The sequence below is a fragment of the Pseudomonas saponiphila genome, assembly GCF_900105185.1.
Classification (GTDB): Bacteria; Pseudomonadota; Gammaproteobacteria; order Pseudomonadales; family Pseudomonadaceae; genus Aquipseudomonas; species Aquipseudomonas saponiphila.
Genome location: NZ_FNTJ01000001.1, coordinates 3,556,141 through 3,571,819, shown reverse-complemented (window position 1 = coordinate 3,571,819; position 15,679 = coordinate 3,556,141). Strand labels below are relative to the sequence as shown.

Below are 15,679 nucleotides of genomic sequence, written 5' to 3'. Positions count from 1 at the left end.
AGAGTCAGGAGAGAGGCGGTGCCCGGGGATGGGCCGCGGGCCAGGTGGAGCGGGCAGGGAGGTCGGTCTTGGCCAGGGCGCGCGCAGGCGGTGCCTGGGGTGGCGGCAGCAGGGCCAGGGTCAGGCTGGAGTTGAGTGGCGGGCCCATGCCGCCGGTGGAGCACAGCGGGCAGCCGAAGGCCTTGGACAGGGTTGGCAGTGAGTCCGGATCGGCTGGCTGCGACAACGGCGCCCGGGTGGCCGGGTCGATGCTACAGAACTGCCCGCCGATACCGTTGAGCTGCAGGCCGAGCATCTGCCCGTGGCCGATGCTGCAGGCAAACACGTTGAACAGGACGCAGCAATAGAGCATCCAGGCAACGAGCGAGCGATCGGAACGGGCAAATTTCATGGGGTGGCACTTTACCATCGAAGGCGACGAACGTACTGACAAAAGTGCCGATTTGGGTCCATTCTCTTTACGACTTTTTTACAAGGACGTCTGAACATGAATCTTCTGCTTGCACAGGGGGTGGCGGGTAGCTTCCTGTTGATCAGTTTGATCCATCTGTACTGGGCCGCCGGTGGCAAGCGCGGTAGCGACGCGGTGATTCCCGAAGTGCCGGGGCCGGGCCCCGGAATGAGCCAGCCGGCGTTTCGCCCGCCGGCCTTGGCGACCATGCTGGTGGCGGTGGGACTGCTGCTGGTGGCGATGCTGGTGTGCCTGCGGGTCGGGCTCTATCTGCCCACCGTGGCCCATCCGTCCCTGCAATGGGTGATCAGCGCCATTGCCCTGCTGATGTTCGCCCGGGCCATTGGCGACTCCGAACTGGTGGGGTTCTTCAAGCAAGTGCGCGACTCGAAGTTCGCCCGCCTCGACACCCTGTTCTACTCCCCGCTGTGCGTGGTGCTGGGAGCCGGATTGCTGGTGCTGGCCTGGGCCTGAGGGCCGCCAACCCACTGCTGGCGCGGGCTTGTGTCGCAACTGGCTTGTGTAGGAGCCGGCTCGTGTAGCAGCTGGCTTGCCAGCGAAAGCGTTTTCGAAGTCGCCGCAAGGCTCAAGGGCCTCTTCGCCGGCAAGCCGGCTCCTACATGGGGGGTGACTCAGTTGCCGGCTTCGCTGCGTTTGCTGCTGACTTCCGCCGGTACATCGTCGCCGGCCATGCGCTTGCGGAACAGCGCCGCCCGGGCCAGCAACAGGGTGGTCACCGGCACCGTGATCGCCAGCAGGATCGGGATCAGCCAGGCGTGCAGCACCGGCCCGGACTTGAGCGCCGAAAAGTACAGGATCGAGGCCAGGGCCACGGTCCAGGAGCCCATGGTCGAGGCCAGCGCCGGCGGGTGCATGCGCTGGAAGTAGCTTTTCATGCGCAGGATGCCCAGGGCGCCGATCAAGGCAAACAGGCTGCTGATCACCAGCAGCAGGGCCACCAGCACTTCCACCCAGAGGGGCAGTTGTTCCAGGCTGTTCATTCGATCACCTCGCCACGCAGAAGGAATTTGGCCAGGGCGAAGGAGCCGACAAAGCCGAACAGGGCGATCAGCAGCGCCGCCTCGAAGTAGGTGTCGCTGGCGTAGCGGATGCCCAGCACCAGCATCATCAGCATCGCCAGGATGTACAGGTAGTCCAGGGCCAGAACCCGGTCCTGGGCCGAGGGGCCCTTGAACAGGCGCACCAGGGTCAGGACCATGGCCAGGGAAAACAGAAACAGGCTCAGCAGGATCGCGTTGCTCAACAGCGCGCTCATTCGAAAATCTCCATCAGCGGGCGCTCGTAGGTCGTCTTGAAGTGCTGGATGAATTGCCCTTCATCCTGCAGATCGAAGACGTGCAGCAAGAGAATGCTGCGGTCCAGTGACAGCTCGGACCAGACCGTGCCCGGCACCACCGTGGTGATGGTGGACAGCGCCGCCAGGCCGTTGGCGTCTCGCAGGTCCAGGGGAATCTTGACGAAGGCTGAACGCACCGGGCGGCGCCCGTCGTTGAGCACGCCCCAGGCCACGATCAGGTTCGACACCAGCACGTCGCAGCCAACCCGCAGCAGCAGGCGCAGGATGGTGCCGGGGCGGCGGATGCGGATCGGCAGCGGCCGCAACGGGCGCATCAGCAAAGGCGCAAGAAAGCCCAGGATGGCCCCCAGCAGCAGATTGCCGGGGCTGATGGACAGGTTCAGCACCAGCCACAGCAGCCACAGCGCCAGGGACAGGAAGGGCGCGGGGAACAGGCGCTTCATGGTTGCACCTCCAGCGCCGCTGCGGCCTTGGACTCAGGGCCGAGCACGGTGCGGGTGCCCAGTACCGCCATCACATAGTGCTCCGGATGATTGAGGCTGTCGGCGGTGGCCTGGGTGAAGCGCAGCAGCGGCTCGGCCTTGAAGCTGAGCAGCACGCAGAGCCCCAGCAACGCCACGATCGGCACGCATTCCAGCCGCCGCAATACCGGCGAAGGTCGCTCCTCCGGGCTCCAGAAGCGCTGGATGCCCAGGCGCGCAAAGGCGATCAGCGAGGCCAGGCCGGAGAGGATCAGCAGCGCCAGGAAACCCCAGCCCGCCAGCGCAACCGACGTGTCGCCGCTGGTGCCCAGGCCCGTCGGGTTGAGCAGCGCGGCGATCAGGTTGAGCTTGCCGATAAAGCCCGACAGCGGCGGCATGCCGATGATCAGCAGGGCGCAGGCAATGAAGCTCAGGCCGAGGAAGGCCATGGTCCAGGGAATCACCTGGCCGACCACCACTTGCTGTTCGTCGTCGAGGTTGCTGCCCCGGGGTGGGGGAAGGGTTTCCAGGGGCCGCGGAAGGATTTCGCCTTCGTCTTCCAGGGGCACTTCAACCGCCGTGCGCGAACGCTCGATCAGTTCCGCCAACAGGAACAGCGCGCACAGCGCCAGGGTCGAGCTGAACAGGTAGAACAGCGCCGCGCCGGTGAGGGCCGGCTGGGCGAAGCCGATCACCGCGATCAGGATGCCCGCCGACACCAGGATGCTCAGGCTGGCCATGCGCTCCAGGCGCTGGGCCGGAAGAATCGCCAGGGCCGCGCAGAAGATCGTCGCCAGGCCGCCATAGATCAGCCACTGGTTGCCGAAGTAGGCCGAGGCCCCGGCCTGCCCGGAAAACAGCAGGGTCCACAGGCGCAGCACGGTGTAGATCCCGACCTTGGTCATGATCGCGAACAGCGCTGCCACCGGGGCGCTGGCCGAGGAATAGGCCGGCACCAGCCAGAAGTTCAGCGGCCACATCCCGGCCTTGGCCAGGAAGGCGATGGCCAGGATCGCCGTGCCGGCATGCAGCAGGCCGCGGTCGGCTTCCGGCACCAAGGGAATCTTCATCGCCAGGTCGGCCATGTTCAGGGTCCCGGTGACCCCGTAGATCATCGCCGTGCCGATCAGGAACAGCGACGAGGCCAGCAGGTTGATGGTGATGTAGTGCAGCCCCGAGGACACCCGCGCCCGACCCGAGCCGTGCAGCATCAGGCCGTAGGAAGCCGCCAGCAGCACCTCGAAGAACACGAACAGGTTGAACAGGTCGGCGGTGAGGAAGGCGCCGTACAGGCCCATCAGCTGGATCTGGAACAAGGCGTGAAAGCTGGCCCCGGCGCCATCCCAGCGAGCCATGGCGAACAGCAGCGCGCTGACCCCGATGATCCCGGTGAGCACCATCATCAGCGCCGACAGGCGATCCACCACCAGGGCGATGCCGAATGGCACCTGCCAGTTGCTCGGCAGGTACACGCCGAAGGAGCCGGTGGCGCCCTGGGCCTGGGTCCAGTACAGCAGGTAGCAGGCCAGGCCCAGGCCCAGCAGGCTGGAGAACAGGTTGATCCGCGCCTTGAGCGGACGGTGTTTTTCCCCCAGCAGCAACATGATGGCCGCGGTCAACAGCGGCAGAAGGATAGGGGCGACGATTAGGTGCGACAACGAACTCATTCCTTGGGCTCCCGGCCATCGACGTGGTCGGTGCCGGTCAGGCCCCGGGACGCCAGGAGCACCACCAGGAACAGCGCAGTCATGGCGAAGCTGATGACGATGGCGGTCAGCACCAGGGCCTGGGGCAGCGGGTCGGTGTAGTGCAGCAGGTCCTGGGGTACGCCGTCCTTGACGATCGGCTCCTTGCCGATGAACAGGCTGCCCATGCTGAAGATGAACAGGTTGACCGCGTAGGACAGCAGGCACAGGCCCATCACCACCTGGAAGGTCCGTGGGCGCAACACCAGCCAGACGCCGGATGCGGCGAGGACGCCAATGGCGATTGCGATGACTTCTTCCATCAGGCGGCTCCGCTCTTGATCAGGGATTTGGACTGGCTGGCCGGCTTGTGGGCCCGCACCGATTGGTGCGCCAGGGCGGTGAGGATCAGCAGGGTCGCGCCCAGCACCACCGCGTACACGCCGATGTCGAAGAACAAGGCGCTGGCGATGTGGATATCGCCGAACAGCGGCAGGTCCACGTGCACCGTGTGGGTGGTGAGGAACGGATAACCCCAGGCCAGGGCGCCAAGGCCGGTGGCCAGGGCGAACAGCAGCCCGGTGCCCATCCAGCGCAGCGGCCGCAGGCTCATCTGGGCCTCGACCCATTGGGTGCCAGCCACCATGTACTGGAGGATGAAGGCCACCGACATCACCAGCCCGGCGACGAAACCGCCGCCCGGCAGGTTGTGCCCGCGCATGAACAGGTAGAAGGACACCACCAGGGCGATCGGCAGCAGCAGGCGCACCAGCACCGCCGGCACCATCATGAAGCCCAGGGCGGTATCGCTGGCGTGGCGCGGGTTGACCAGGTCGGTGACCACGTCCGGGGCCAGCAGGCGCTGCTGCGCCGGCAACTGCATGCTTTCCTTGGGCGGGCGGAAGCGCCGCAGCAGGGCGAACACAGTCAGCGCCACGGCGGCCAGTACGGTGATCTCGCCCAGGGTGTCGAAGCTGCGAAAGTCCACCAGGGTCACGTTGACCACGTTGGTGCCGCCGCCTTCAGGCAGGGCACGGCTGAGGTAGAACGAGGAGATGTCGTTGGGGGTAGGGCGGGTCAGCATGGCGTAGGACAGCACCGCCATGCCCAGGCCCACGGCCACCGACAGGCAGAGGTCACGCAGGCGGCGGATGCGCGCCTTGGGCAGGCTGCTGGGCAGTGGCGAGACTTCTTCGATCCGCCGTGGCAGCCAGCGCAGGCCAAGGAGGATCAGCACCGTGGTCACCACTTCCACCACCAGTTGGGTCAGGGCCAGGTCCGGCGCGGAGAACCAGACGAAGGTCACGCAGGTCATCAGCCCGCAGACGCTGACCATGGTCAGGGCCGCCAGACGGTGATACTTGGCCTGCCAGGCAGCGCCCAGGGCACAGGCGATGGCCAGCAGCCAGAAGGTCACGAAGACGATGGAACCGGGGATCTTCGGCCGGTCGCCCCAGGTCAGCTGGCTGTAGAGCATGGGAATCAGGCCGGTGATCACCGCCGCCAGAATCAGCAAGAACAGCTGGCTCTGCAGGCGCTTGGTGCTCAGCCGGCGCTCCAGGCGCCGGGCCAGGCGGGTCATGCCCACCAGACTGCGTTCGAACAACAGCTTGCCGTTGAGACGGCCCACCACCGGCGGGTAGGCGAAACGCCCGGCCACCAGCGGTTTGTGCAGCAGCAGGTAGAGCACGATGCCGCAGGACATGGCGATCAGGCTCATGATCATCGGCGCATTGAGGCCGTGCCAGATCGCCAGGCTGTACTCGGGCAGGGTGCCGCCCACCACTGGCCGCGCGGCGGCGGCCAGCAGCGGACCGATGATCTGCGCCGGGAACATGCCCACCAGCAGGCAGGTGAACACCAGCAACTCCACCGGTGCGCGCATCCAGCGCGGTGGCTCGTGGGGCGTGTGCGGCAGGTCGGTGGCCGGCTCGCCGAAGAACACATCGACGGTAAAGCGCAGGGCGTAGGCGACGCTGAAGGTCCCGGCGATGGTGGCGATCACCGGCAGGGCGATTTCCACCCAGGCGCTGGAATTGATGAACACCGTCTCGGCGAAGAACATCTCCTTGGACAGGAAACCGTTGAGCAGCGGCACCCCGGCCATGGAGGCACTGGCCACCATGGCCAGGGTTGCGGTGTAGGGCATCAGCTTGATCAGGCCATTGAGCTTGCGGATGTCGCGGCTGCCGCTCTCGTGGTCGATGATCCCGGCGGCCATGAACAGCGAGGCCTTGAAGGTGGCGTGGTTGAGGATGTGGAACACCGCCGCCACCGCCGCCAGCGGGCTGTTCAGGCCCAGCAGCAGGGTGATCAGCCCCAGGTGGCTGATGGTGGAGTAGGCCAGCAGGCCCTTCAGGTCGTTCTGGAACATCGCGCAGTAGGCGCCCAGCACCAGGGTGCAGGCCCCGGCGCCGCTGACGATGTAGAACCATTCTTGGGTGCCGGACAACGACGGCCACAGGCGGGCCAGGAGAAACACCCCGGCCTTGACCATGGTCGCCGAGTGCAGGTAGGCCGAGACCGGCGTTGGCGCGGCCATGGCGTGGGGCAGCCAGAAGTGGAAGGGGAACTGCGCGCTCTTGCTCAGGGCGCCCAGCAGGATCAATGGCAACAAGATCGGGTAGAGCGCATGGGCGCGGATCTTGTCTCCGGCAGCTAGCACCTGATCCAGGTCGTAGCTGCCGACCACATGGCCGAGCAGCATGACTCCGGCCAGCAGGCACAAGCCCCCGGCACCGGTGACCATCAAGGCCATGTAGGCGCCGCGGCGGGCGTCGGAGCGGTGGTGCCAGTAGCCGATCAGCAGGAACGAGAACAGGCTGGTGAGCTCCCAGAAGAACACCATCTGGATCAGGTTGCCGGAGATCACCAGGCCCAGCATGGCCCCCATGAACGCCAGGAAGAAGGCGAAGAAGCGCGGCACCGGATCTTCCGGCGACATGTAGTAGCGCGCATACAGCGCCACCAGACTGCCGATGCCCAGCACCAGCAACGAGAACAGCCAGGCGAAGCCGTCCAGGCGCAGCACGAAGTTCAGGCCCAGGCTTGGCAGCCAGGTATATTCCTCGCGGATAATCCCGCCGTCGGCGATCTGCGGATACAGCAAAGCCACCTGGATGGTGCCAATGAGTGCCACCAGGCCAGCCAGCAGAGATTCGGTGTTACGCGCGTTGTGCGGCAGCAGGGCCGCCAGACAGCTGCCAATAAATGGCAGAAGCAGTAGAACTATCAGGGACATAGGTTTCTAATCTGCGGAAAAGTGTGACGCATAATACGTGCCAGGCCCCCGATCACCAACCGCCACGGACGGCTCGGCCCCCCTAAGAAATGTTACATGCGCTTTCAAAGGTAGGAGACAAATGCTGGATGCGCCCGTTCACCGGGCGCTGCAAGGCCAATGCCCTGCCCAGGTCAATCTGCTGCAAGGATGGATAACGGTGCACCTCATACAAGGATCGAGCATGGGTCGGATGATTCGACGCGGATGTTTCGCTTTACTGTTCAGCGCTTTCGGCGCGGTGCTGGGCATTGGCCTGGAGCATTATCTCGAGCGTCCCGACATGCTCCAGACCCGCCAGGCGCTGACCATCGAAGGCCCGCTGGGCGATGCGCACAGCTACCAGCTGCCGCCGGGCACGGTGCTGTACTTCGACCGCGCGCTGGCCGAGGGGCATGCGCTCTACCACGCCTATTTCTATTTCCACGGCACCCCAGAACATGACCCGGTGCGTCTTGAGCCCAAGCACCAGGGATCGCTGATCGCCCCGACCTGGCTCTATGCCCCCGGCGACCCCGCGCTCTAGGCGCTGGCTTGCCAGCGAGGGAACCCGCCGGATCGCCTTCGCCGGCAAGCCGGCTCCTACATGTCCCTGCGATCTCCCTGCCAACCGTAGGAGCTGGCTTGCCAGCGAAGGGGCCCGCCAGATCGCCTTCGCCGGCAAGCCAGCTCCTACAGGCCGTCCGTTGCCTGGTCGGCCAAGGCCGGTCGATCGGCTTTCGTGGCCCGGCCCTTGGGCTTCCATTCACTGATAATCACCGCCGCCACGATCAAGGCGCCACCCAGCAGCGCCAGCCCGGGCAGGCGTTCCCCGGCGATCCGCCCGAAAATTCCGGCCCATACCGGTTCACCGGCATAGATCAGGGTGGCACGGGTTGGCGAGACGCTTTTCTGCGCCCAGTTCATCGCCACCTGGATCGCCGCACTGGCCGCCCCCAGCCCCAGGGCGCTGGCCAGCAGCAGCCAGGAAAACTCCGGTAGCGTCTCGCCGGTCGGTAGCACCATGGTAAAGGCCAGCAGCGCGGTGATCGCCAGTTGCACCACCGTCACCCGGCGCACATCCACCCGCCCGGCGAAGCTGCTGATGAGGATGATTTCCGCGGCAATCGCCACGGTGCTGATCAGGGTGGCGATTTCGCCGGGGCTGAAGTCCAGTGAGGCGCCATTGGGGCCGGACAGCAGCATCAGGCCGGTAAAGGCCAGCATGATGCCGATGCTCGGCAGCAACCCCGGGCGCTTGCCCATGAACAGCCATTGCAGCAGGGGCACGAAGGGCACGTAGAGGGCGGTGATGAAGGCCGACTGGCTGCTGGGAATGCTTTGCAGGCCGATGGTCTGCAAACCGTAGCCGAGCATGATGGCGGTGCCGATGAAGGTCCCGGCCCGCAGTTCGAACAAGGTCAGGCCACGCAAATGGCGCAGGGAAAACAGGGCGACGATGCACGCCGCCGCGGCAAAGCGCAGGCCGACGAAAAACATCGGTCCGCTGACGCTCATGGCTTGCTGCACCAGAAGGAAGGTGCCGCCCCAGATCAGGGTGATCAGCACCAGCACCGCTTCGGCCCTGCTGAGTGGGAAGCGTATTGCGCGGGAGGGCGTTGAAGTCATGGCCTTGCGTGCTACCTGAGGGGGGACGCACAATGCGCCGGAAGCTGGGCAGTATACTGCGCAGGCCCGGAGAGCGAGCAATATAGTGCACAAAGATAACGTCCAACGGGCTTCGGTCCTGCAACATGTCAGCCTTAACGTGCGACGCCTGCGCCATGCCGCAGGCTTGAGCCAGAGCGCCCTGGCCGAAAAGTCCGACGTCAGTCGGCGGATGCTGGTGGCCATCGAGGCCGGGGAGAAGAACGTCAGTCTCGGCACCCTGGACCGGGTGGCCGAAGCCTTGAACGTGGCGTTCAGCGACCTGATCCAGGCCCCGGACGCCCGTGATCCGAGTCGCATCAACGAGCTGGCCTGGGCCGGGGTCATCCCCGGGAGCAAGGCGCTGCTCCTGGCCAAGGCCGAGGCCAATCGTGAAGTGGAACTCTGGGAGTGGCAGCTGGAGCCTGGCGAGGTCTATCACTCGGAGTGCGACACCGTCGGCTGGAGCGAGCAGATCTATGTCTTCGAGGGCTGCCTGACGCTGTTCTTCGCCGACGCCGAGCGGCGCCTGGAAAGCGGCGATTTCTTCATGTTCGCCAGTCATGTGCCCCACGGCTATCGCAATGACGGCCCCCTGGCCACGCGCTTCGTGCGCAACGTGGTGTACTGATTGCCCAGGCTTGCCAGCCACTGTTGGCCAGCCAACAGCGGTTGGACATTTTGCCTGTTTTCAATTCATGGCGTTTCTCTGGAATCACCATCAACTTATTGAAATTAAACATTTTTATTTTTAGGCACGACTCCTGCAATTGTCCTGATAACAAGCCCCCGAGCGGTGTTCATCTTGATCTTCAGGACGTGGAGTCGGCCCATGACAGCCCCAGCCCAACCCTCACCCAATGCCCACCTGATCCGCAGCGATGCCGAGGCCATCAGCGTCGCTCGCGAACTGGCCCAGCGCTTTGCCGTCGAGGCCGCAGTGCGCGACCGCGAACGGCGTCTGCCGCGCGCAGAGCTTGACGAGTTTTCGGCCAGTGGCCTGTGGGGCATCACCATCCCCAGGGAGTACGGCGGTGCTGGAGTGTCCTACGTCACCCTGACCGAGGTGATCAAGATCATCTCCGCCGCCGACCCATCCCTGGGCCAGTTGCCGCAGAACCACCTCGGCGTGGTGGACATCCTGTTGCAGACCGCCAGCGAAGAGCAGAAGCGCTATTACTTCGCCAAGGTGTTGCAGGGCTACCGCTTCGGCAATGCGTTTTCCGAAGCCGGCAGCAAGCACGTTGGAGCCTTTGAGACTCGGATCCGCTTCAGCGGCGAGCAGGCGCAGATCGATGGCGAAAAGTTCTACTGCACCGGCGCCTTGTTCGCCCATATCGTGCCGACCGTGGCGGTGGATGAGCACAACCAGGCGCACATTGCCTTTATCGAGCGTGACAGCCCCGGGCTGACGGTAATCGACAGCTGGGACGGCTTCGGCCAGCGCACCACCGCCAGCGGCGGGGTCAGTCTCAAGGCGGTGCAGGTGCCGCGCAGCGCGGTGATCCCGGCCCACCGGGCCTTCGACCAACCCACCGCCGACGGTCCGATCTCACAGATCATCCAGGCCGCGGTGGACACCGGCATCGCCGTCGCCGCCCTGGAAGACGCCAAGCACCATGCCCGGCAGTCCCGACCATGGATCGACAGTGGCCTGGATCACGGCTGGCAGGACCCGTTCACCATCGCCGCCATCGGCGACCTGGAATGGCGGGTGCACGGCACCGAGGCGATCCTTGCCAAGGCCGCCGAGGCGGTCGATCAGGCCCTGGCCAGCCCCAGCGAAGACAGCGTCGCCCAGGCCTCGTTGGTGGTGGCCCAGGCCAAGGTGCTGTCGGCGCAAAGCGCCTTGCTCGCCGCCAGCAAACTGTTCGAGCTGGCCGGCACCCGTTCGGTGTCGGCCAAGTACAACCTCGACCGCCACTGGCGCAACGCCCGCACCCACACCCTGCACGATCCGGCGCGCTGGAAATACCACCTGATCGGCAACTTCCTGCTCAACGGCGTCAAGCCGCCCCGTCACGCCTGGAACTGAAAGGACTGCGCCATGAATGCATTGACCCGCCCCGACACCCCGCAAGTGGCCCTGGAGCACAGCGCCGATACCCTGCAGCGAGCCCGCGCGCTGTTGCAGCAGACCCTGGACTTCGTCCGCCAGCAGGCGCGGCCCTGGTCCGGCAGCGGCCTGAGCAAGGCCAGTGACGATCCCTATGTGATCAGCCGTTTCGGCGACCTGCAGATCCACATCGAAGTCGCCGCCGCCCTGCAGGAACGCGCCCAGCGTCAGTTGCAGGAGCACCAGGAACCGGCGGAGATCAGCGTGGCCCTGGCCGAGGCCGCGATTGCCGCCAGCCAGGCGTTGCTGGCCGCCAGTGACGCCGAGTTCGAACTCACTGGCCAGCGCAGCCCGCAGCCGCAGAACCTGGACGACCCGCTGCGCTGGAAATATCAGCTGATCGGCAACTACCGCCTCAACGGCGTGCCACCCCAAGGTTTCAGGAGTGCTGTCTGATGTCCCGTGAAATCCGCCTCAATGCCTTCGACATGAACTGCGTCGGCCACCAGTCGCCGGGCCTCTGGGCCCACCCCCGGGACCGCTCCTGGCAATACAAGGACCTGGAGTACTGGACCGACCTGGCCAGGATCCTCGAAAAGGGCAAGTTCGACGGACTGTTCATCGCCGATGTGCTGGGCATCTACGACGTCTACAACGGCAATGGCGAGGCGGCGATCCGCCAGGCGGCCCAGGTGCCGGTCAATGATCCGCTGCAATTGATCCCGCCCATGGCCCTGGTCACCGAGCACCTGGGCTTCGGCCTCACCGCCTCGCTGTCGTTCGAGCATCCGTATCCCTTCGCCCGGCGCCTGTCCACCCTCGATCACCTGACCAAGGGCCGCGCCGGCTGGAACATCGTCACCTCCTATCTGGAGAGTGGCGCGAAGAACATCGGGCAGCAGGCGCAGACCGAACACGACGCCCGCTATGACTACGCCGAGGAGTACCTGGAGGTCTGCTACAAGCTCTGGGAGGGCAGTTGGGAGGACGGCGCGATCCTGCGCGACCGCGAGCGGCGGATCTTCAGCGACCCGAGCAAGATTCACGAGATCCGCCACGTCGGCAAACACTTCCAGGTGCCGGGTATCCACCTGTGCGAGCCGTCGCCGCAACGCACCCCGGTGCTCTACCAGGCCGGGGCGTCGAGCCGCGGCAAGCAGTTCGCCGCCGAGCATGCTGAATGCGTATTCGTCGCCGCGCCGTCCAAGGTGCTGCTGAAAAAGACCGTGGCCGACATCCGCCGCCGCGCCGCCGAAGCCGGGCGCGACCCGTCGAAGATCCTCATCTTCAACCTGCAGACGGTGATCCTCGGCGAGACCGACGCCCTGGCCAAGGCCAAGTTCGAGGAATACAAATCCTGGGTCAGCTATGAGGGCGCCATGGCGCTGATTTCCGGCTGGACCGGCATCGACTTCAGCCGCTTCAAGCCCGACGAGCCCCTCAAGCACGTGCACACCAACGCCATCCAGTCGGCGGTGGAAGCCTTCTCCACGGCGGACCCGAACAAGGTCTGGACCCCCCATGAACTGGCCGACTGGGTCGGCATCGGCGGCTTTGGCCCGTTGTTCGTCGGCAGCCCGGAAACCGTGGCCGACCTGCTCCAGGAGTGGGTCGAGGAGACCGATGTCGACGGCTTCAACCTGGCCTACGCCCTGACCCACGAAACCTTTATCGACGCCGTTGAACTGCTGGTCCCGGAGCTGCAGAAACGCGGGGTGTACAAGACCGAGTACGCCCCCGGGACCCTGCGGGAAAAACTCTTCGGCGCCGGCCCGCGCCTGCCGGCCAATCACCCTGGCAGCGCCTGGCGCGACCTCGGTGCCCGGCCTCAGCCGCAACGCGCCAGCGCCTGACGCCCACGCTTCGCGTAGGCGCTGGCTCGCCAGCGAAGAGTCCGACAAACCGGCGCCTGCGCAGAAACCGATCCGCCCGTAGGAGCTGGCTCGCCAGCGAAGAGTCCGGCAAACCGGCACCTGCACAGAAGCCGATCCACCCGTAGGAGCTGGCTTGCCAGCGAAGAGTCCGGCAGATCGGCACCTGCACAGAAGCCGATCCACCCGTAGGAGCTGGCTTGCCAGCGAAAGGGCCACTAAAAGCCCGTCAATGTCCAGCCAGCGGACCACCGCACGCATGGCCAAGCCATAGAGGTCACCCATGAGCGTGCACGAACTCAAACCCGCGCCCAGCACCGAGGCGCTGCCCACCGAGGCCCGCCTGCAAGGCTCCGCGGCCCTGGAACAGCTGCGGCACTGGGCCCAGGCCCGGCCGTTGGACAATGCCCTGCGCCACAAGCGCCACGGGCACTGGTATGCCTGGCGCTGGATCGATGCCCTGCGCGATGTCGAGCGCCTGGCCGACGGCTTGCGTCAGCAAGGCCTTGACCGGCAGTCCCGGCTGGCCCTGAGCGGGCCGTTCGAGCCGGACCTGTTGCTGCTGGCCCTGGCTGCCCGGAGCCTGGGCGCCGAGGTGTTCAGCCTCGACCCGGAGCTGGCGCCCGAGGCCCTGCGCCAGACGCTCTGGCGCCTGCAGCCGAGCCATGCCTTCGTCCACTCGCGGCGCCAGGTCCTGGCCTGGGTGGCCGCCGGGGAACAGGGCCCGGCCCCGCGTCTGCTGATCGCCGGGCAAGCCTTGCCGCGCTTGCCCGCCGGGGCGCGCCAGCCGCTGCTGGCCTTCGCCGACCTGCTGGGTCCCAGCGAAACGCCCCAGCGTCAGCTCCATTGGCGTCATCCGGCCACTACCGAGCAGCTGTGGAGCGAAGAGGGCACGCAATGGACGGCGGGCTTGCAGGTGCTGCTGGAGCACTGGCTGAACAGCGGCCACAGCCTGGCCTTCCCCGAAACCAGCGCATCCGCCAGTCGCGACCGCCGCGACGTGGCCCCCAGCGGCCTGCTGCTGTCGCCGCCGCGCCTGCAACAGCTGGCGGATGAAATCGAAAGCCGCCTGGCGCCTCCCGGCAGTTGGCGCCGGCGCCTGTGCGAGTGGGCCATTGCCCATCCTCACCGGGCCTTGCCCCGGCTGCTCAAGCAGCGGGTGCGCCGGTTGCTGGGCTTTGCCCGCCTGCAGTTCATCTGGCAGCCGGCGCCGTCCACCGCCCAACCCTCAACCCCGGCCTGGATCGCCGAATTCAAACGGAACATTGCATGAGCCCCAGCGAACCCATCCTGCAAGTGCGCGCCGTGTCCCTGTCGTTCAAGGGAGTCAAGGCCATCAACCAGCTGTCGTTCGACGTGCGCCGTGGCGAAATCTGCGGGCTGATCGGACCCAACGGCGCCGGCAAGAGCTCGTTGCTCAACCTGCTCAACGGGGTCTATCGCTTCGACAGCGGGGCGATTGTCTTCGAGCGCCAGAGCTATTCGCGCATCGACCCGCTGAGCGCCGCTCGCCGTGGCATTGGCCGGACGTTCCAGAACAATGCGCTGTTCAAGAAGATGAGCGTGATCGACAACCTGCTCACTGGCCTGTCGCGGCATGCGCGCACCTACCTGATCGAGCAGGCCCTGGGCTTGCCCCGGGCCCGGCGCGAGGCCGCGACCTTCCGCCAGCTGGCCCAGGGCATCCTGCAGTTTCTCGATTTGCAGGCGCTGCGCGATGTCCCGGTGGGCAACCTGTCCTACGGCCTGCAAAAACGCGTGGAGCTGGGCCGGGCGCTGATTGCCGGGCCCAGCCTGCTGTTGCTGGACGAACCCCTGGCGGGAATGAACGCCGAGGAAAAGCAGGAAATGGCCGGCTTCATCGCCGACATCAATCGTGACCTGGGCACCACCGTGGTGTTGATCGAGCACGACATGGGGGTGGTCATGGAGCTGTGCGACCACCTGGTGGTCCTGGACTACGGGCGCAAGGTGGGCGATGGCACACCGGCCGAGGTCCAGGCCGATCCCGAGGTGATCGCCGCTTACCTGGGAGCCGTGCACGCATGACGTTCTTCTTCGAAACCCTGCTCGGCGGCCTGCTCGCCGGCACCCTGTATTCCCTGGTGGCCATCGGCTTCGTGCTGATCTACAAGGCCAGCGGCGTGTTCAATTTCGCCCAGGGCGCGATGCTGCTGTTCGCCGCCCTGACTTTCGTCAGCCTGCACGAGCAGGGCGTGCCCTTCGCTTTGGCGCTGTTGCTGACGGTGCTGGTGATGGTCATCGCTGCCTGGCTGATCGAGCGCCTGGTGCTGCGGCCGTTGGTCAACCGTTCGCAGATCACCCTATTCATGGCCACCCTGGGCCTGTCGTTCATCATCGAGGGCCTGGCCCAGGGGCTGATGGGCTCCCAGGTGCGGGCCCTGGACCTGGGCATCGACGATGTGCCGCTGTTTCTCGGGCCGCTGATGCTCAGCCAGTTCGACCTGATCGCCGCGGCCACCGCCCTGGTGCTGGTGGTGGTCCTGGCGCTGCTGTTCAACAAGACCCGCATCGGCATCTCCCTGCGGGCGGTGGCTGACGACACCACGGCGGCGCTGTCCATCGGCATCAACCTCAACCGCATCTGGCAGATCGTCTGGGCCGTGGCTGGGGCGGTGGGGCTGGTGGCCGGGCTGCTCTGGGGCGCGCGCCAAGGGGTGCAGTTCTCCTTGTCGCTGGTGGTGCTCAAGGCGCTGCCGGTGCTGATCATCGGCGGCTTCACCTCCATCGGCGGGGCGATTGCCGGCGGCCTGATCGTCGGCGCTGCGGAGAACCTGGCGGAGGTCTACCTGGGCCCGCTGATCGGCGGCGGCATCAGCCCCTGGTTCGCCTATGTCCTGGCCCTGGCCTTCCTCTACATCCGTCCCGCCGGCCTGTTCGGCGAGCGGGCCATCGAGCGAGTGTGAATTG

Annotated in this window: 16 protein-coding genes and 1 pseudogene; 9 read left to right on the top strand and 8 right to left on the bottom strand. The window is 66.0% G+C overall.

All coding sequences use genetic code 11. The features are described from left to right. Positions 1-4: 4 nt before the first annotated feature. Positions 5-391 (bottom strand): DUF2946 domain-containing protein, encoded by a 387-nt coding sequence (locus tag BLV47_RS16500; RefSeq protein ID WP_208605274.1) that lies wholly within the window; start codon positions 389-391, stop codon positions 5-7. A 96-nt stretch (positions 392-487) separates the two neighbouring features. On the opposite strand from BLV47_RS16500, the gene BLV47_RS16495 reads away from it, so the two are divergent. Continuing rightward, entirely contained in the window at positions 488-925 is a 438-nt protein-coding gene (locus BLV47_RS16495; protein WP_092315327.1) for a DUF3995 domain-containing protein, read from the top strand. 158 nt (positions 926-1,083) lie between these two features. Here BLV47_RS16495 and BLV47_RS16490 read toward each other — a convergent pair whose 3' ends face one another. Genes BLV47_RS16490 through BLV47_RS16465 form a run of 6 tightly spaced genes read right to left on the bottom strand, consistent with a single transcriptional unit; the run spans position 1,084 to position 7,156 of the window. Continuing rightward, positions 1,084-1,452, bottom strand: a complete 369-nt coding sequence (locus BLV47_RS16490; protein WP_092315325.1) for a Na+/H+ antiporter subunit G — start codon at positions 1,450-1,452, stop codon at positions 1,084-1,086. Beyond that, positions 1,449-1,727 carry a K+/H+ antiporter subunit F gene (locus BLV47_RS16485; protein ID WP_038846025.1) on the bottom strand — a complete coding sequence of 93 codons (279 nt, stop codon included), beginning with the start codon at positions 1,725-1,727 and terminating at the stop codon, positions 1,449-1,451. Before BLV47_RS16485 ends, BLV47_RS16490 begins: the two co-directional genes overlap by 4 nt. Continuing rightward, positions 1,724-2,212: a Na+/H+ antiporter subunit E gene (locus BLV47_RS16480; protein ID WP_092315323.1), complete on the bottom strand. Its 489-nt coding sequence runs from the start codon at positions 2,210-2,212 to the stop codon at positions 1,724-1,726. The genes BLV47_RS16485 and BLV47_RS16480 overlap by 4 nt, the downstream gene beginning before the upstream one ends. Next, the gene (locus BLV47_RS16475) at positions 2,209-3,897 is read right to left on the bottom strand and encodes a monovalent cation/H+ antiporter subunit D (RefSeq protein WP_092315321.1); all 1,689 of its coding nucleotides are present in this window, start codon (positions 3,895-3,897) and stop codon (positions 2,209-2,211) included. The genes BLV47_RS16480 and BLV47_RS16475 overlap by 4 nt, the downstream gene beginning before the upstream one ends. Further along, positions 3,894-4,238 (bottom strand): Na+/H+ antiporter subunit C, encoded by a 345-nt coding sequence (locus tag BLV47_RS16470; protein ID WP_011060906.1) that lies wholly within the window; start codon positions 4,236-4,238, stop codon positions 3,894-3,896. Before BLV47_RS16470 ends, BLV47_RS16475 begins: the two co-directional genes overlap by 4 nt. After that, positions 4,238-7,156 (bottom strand): monovalent cation/H+ antiporter subunit A, encoded by a 2,919-nt coding sequence (locus BLV47_RS16465; RefSeq protein ID WP_092315319.1) that lies wholly within the window; start codon positions 7,154-7,156, stop codon positions 4,238-4,240. The genes BLV47_RS16470 and BLV47_RS16465 overlap by 1 nt, the downstream gene beginning before the upstream one ends. A gap of 223 nt (positions 7,157-7,379) precedes the next feature. On the opposite strand from BLV47_RS16465, the gene BLV47_RS16460 reads away from it, so the two are divergent. Then, the gene (locus tag BLV47_RS16460; RefSeq protein ID WP_092315317.1) at positions 7,380-7,721 is read left to right on the top strand and encodes a hypothetical protein; all 342 of its coding nucleotides are present in this window, start codon (positions 7,380-7,382) and stop codon (positions 7,719-7,721) included. A 146-nt stretch (positions 7,722-7,867) separates the two neighbouring features. Here the strand turns inward: BLV47_RS16460 and BLV47_RS16455 are convergent. Further along, positions 7,868-8,894, bottom strand: a pseudogene (locus BLV47_RS16455) (DMT family transporter). Between BLV47_RS16455 and BLV47_RS16450 the strand changes: the two are divergent. The 7 genes from BLV47_RS16450 to BLV47_RS16420 all read left to right on the top strand — a co-directional run bounded on the left by BLV47_RS16450 (position 8,889) and on the right by BLV47_RS16420 (position 15,675). Next, a complete protein-coding gene (locus tag BLV47_RS16450) occupies positions 8,889-9,452 on the top strand; it encodes a helix-turn-helix domain-containing protein (protein ID WP_092315313.1) in 564 nt (187 codons plus the stop codon). The pseudogene BLV47_RS16455 and the gene BLV47_RS16450 sit on opposite strands and share 6 nt — an antisense overlap. A gap of 201 nt (positions 9,453-9,653) precedes the next feature. Beyond that, entirely contained in the window at positions 9,654-10,856 is a 1,203-nt protein-coding gene (locus tag BLV47_RS16445) for an SfnB family sulfur acquisition oxidoreductase (RefSeq protein ID WP_092315311.1), read from the top strand. Between the two features lie 12 nt (positions 10,857-10,868). Then, complete coding sequence (locus tag BLV47_RS16440) at positions 10,869-11,333, top strand: acyl-CoA dehydrogenase (RefSeq protein WP_092315309.1); 465 nt, start codon at positions 10,869-10,871, stop codon at positions 11,331-11,333. After that, a complete protein-coding gene (locus BLV47_RS16435; protein ID WP_092315307.1) occupies positions 11,333-12,730 on the top strand; it encodes an LLM class flavin-dependent oxidoreductase in 1,398 nt (465 codons plus the stop codon). The genes BLV47_RS16440 and BLV47_RS16435 overlap by 1 nt, the downstream gene beginning before the upstream one ends. Positions 12,731-13,031: 301 nt before the next feature. Beyond that, positions 13,032-14,021 (top strand): AMP-binding protein, encoded by a 990-nt coding sequence (locus tag BLV47_RS16430; RefSeq protein WP_092315305.1) that lies wholly within the window; start codon positions 13,032-13,034, stop codon positions 14,019-14,021. After that, positions 14,018-14,797 (top strand): ABC transporter ATP-binding protein, encoded by a 780-nt coding sequence (locus BLV47_RS16425; RefSeq protein WP_092315303.1) that lies wholly within the window; start codon positions 14,018-14,020, stop codon positions 14,795-14,797. Before BLV47_RS16430 ends, BLV47_RS16425 begins: the two co-directional genes overlap by 4 nt. Further along, positions 14,794-15,675: a branched-chain amino acid ABC transporter permease gene (locus tag BLV47_RS16420; protein WP_092315301.1), complete on the top strand. Its 882-nt coding sequence runs from the start codon at positions 14,794-14,796 to the stop codon at positions 15,673-15,675. Before BLV47_RS16425 ends, BLV47_RS16420 begins: the two co-directional genes overlap by 4 nt. The last annotated feature ends 4 nt before the right edge of the window (positions 15,676-15,679 follow it).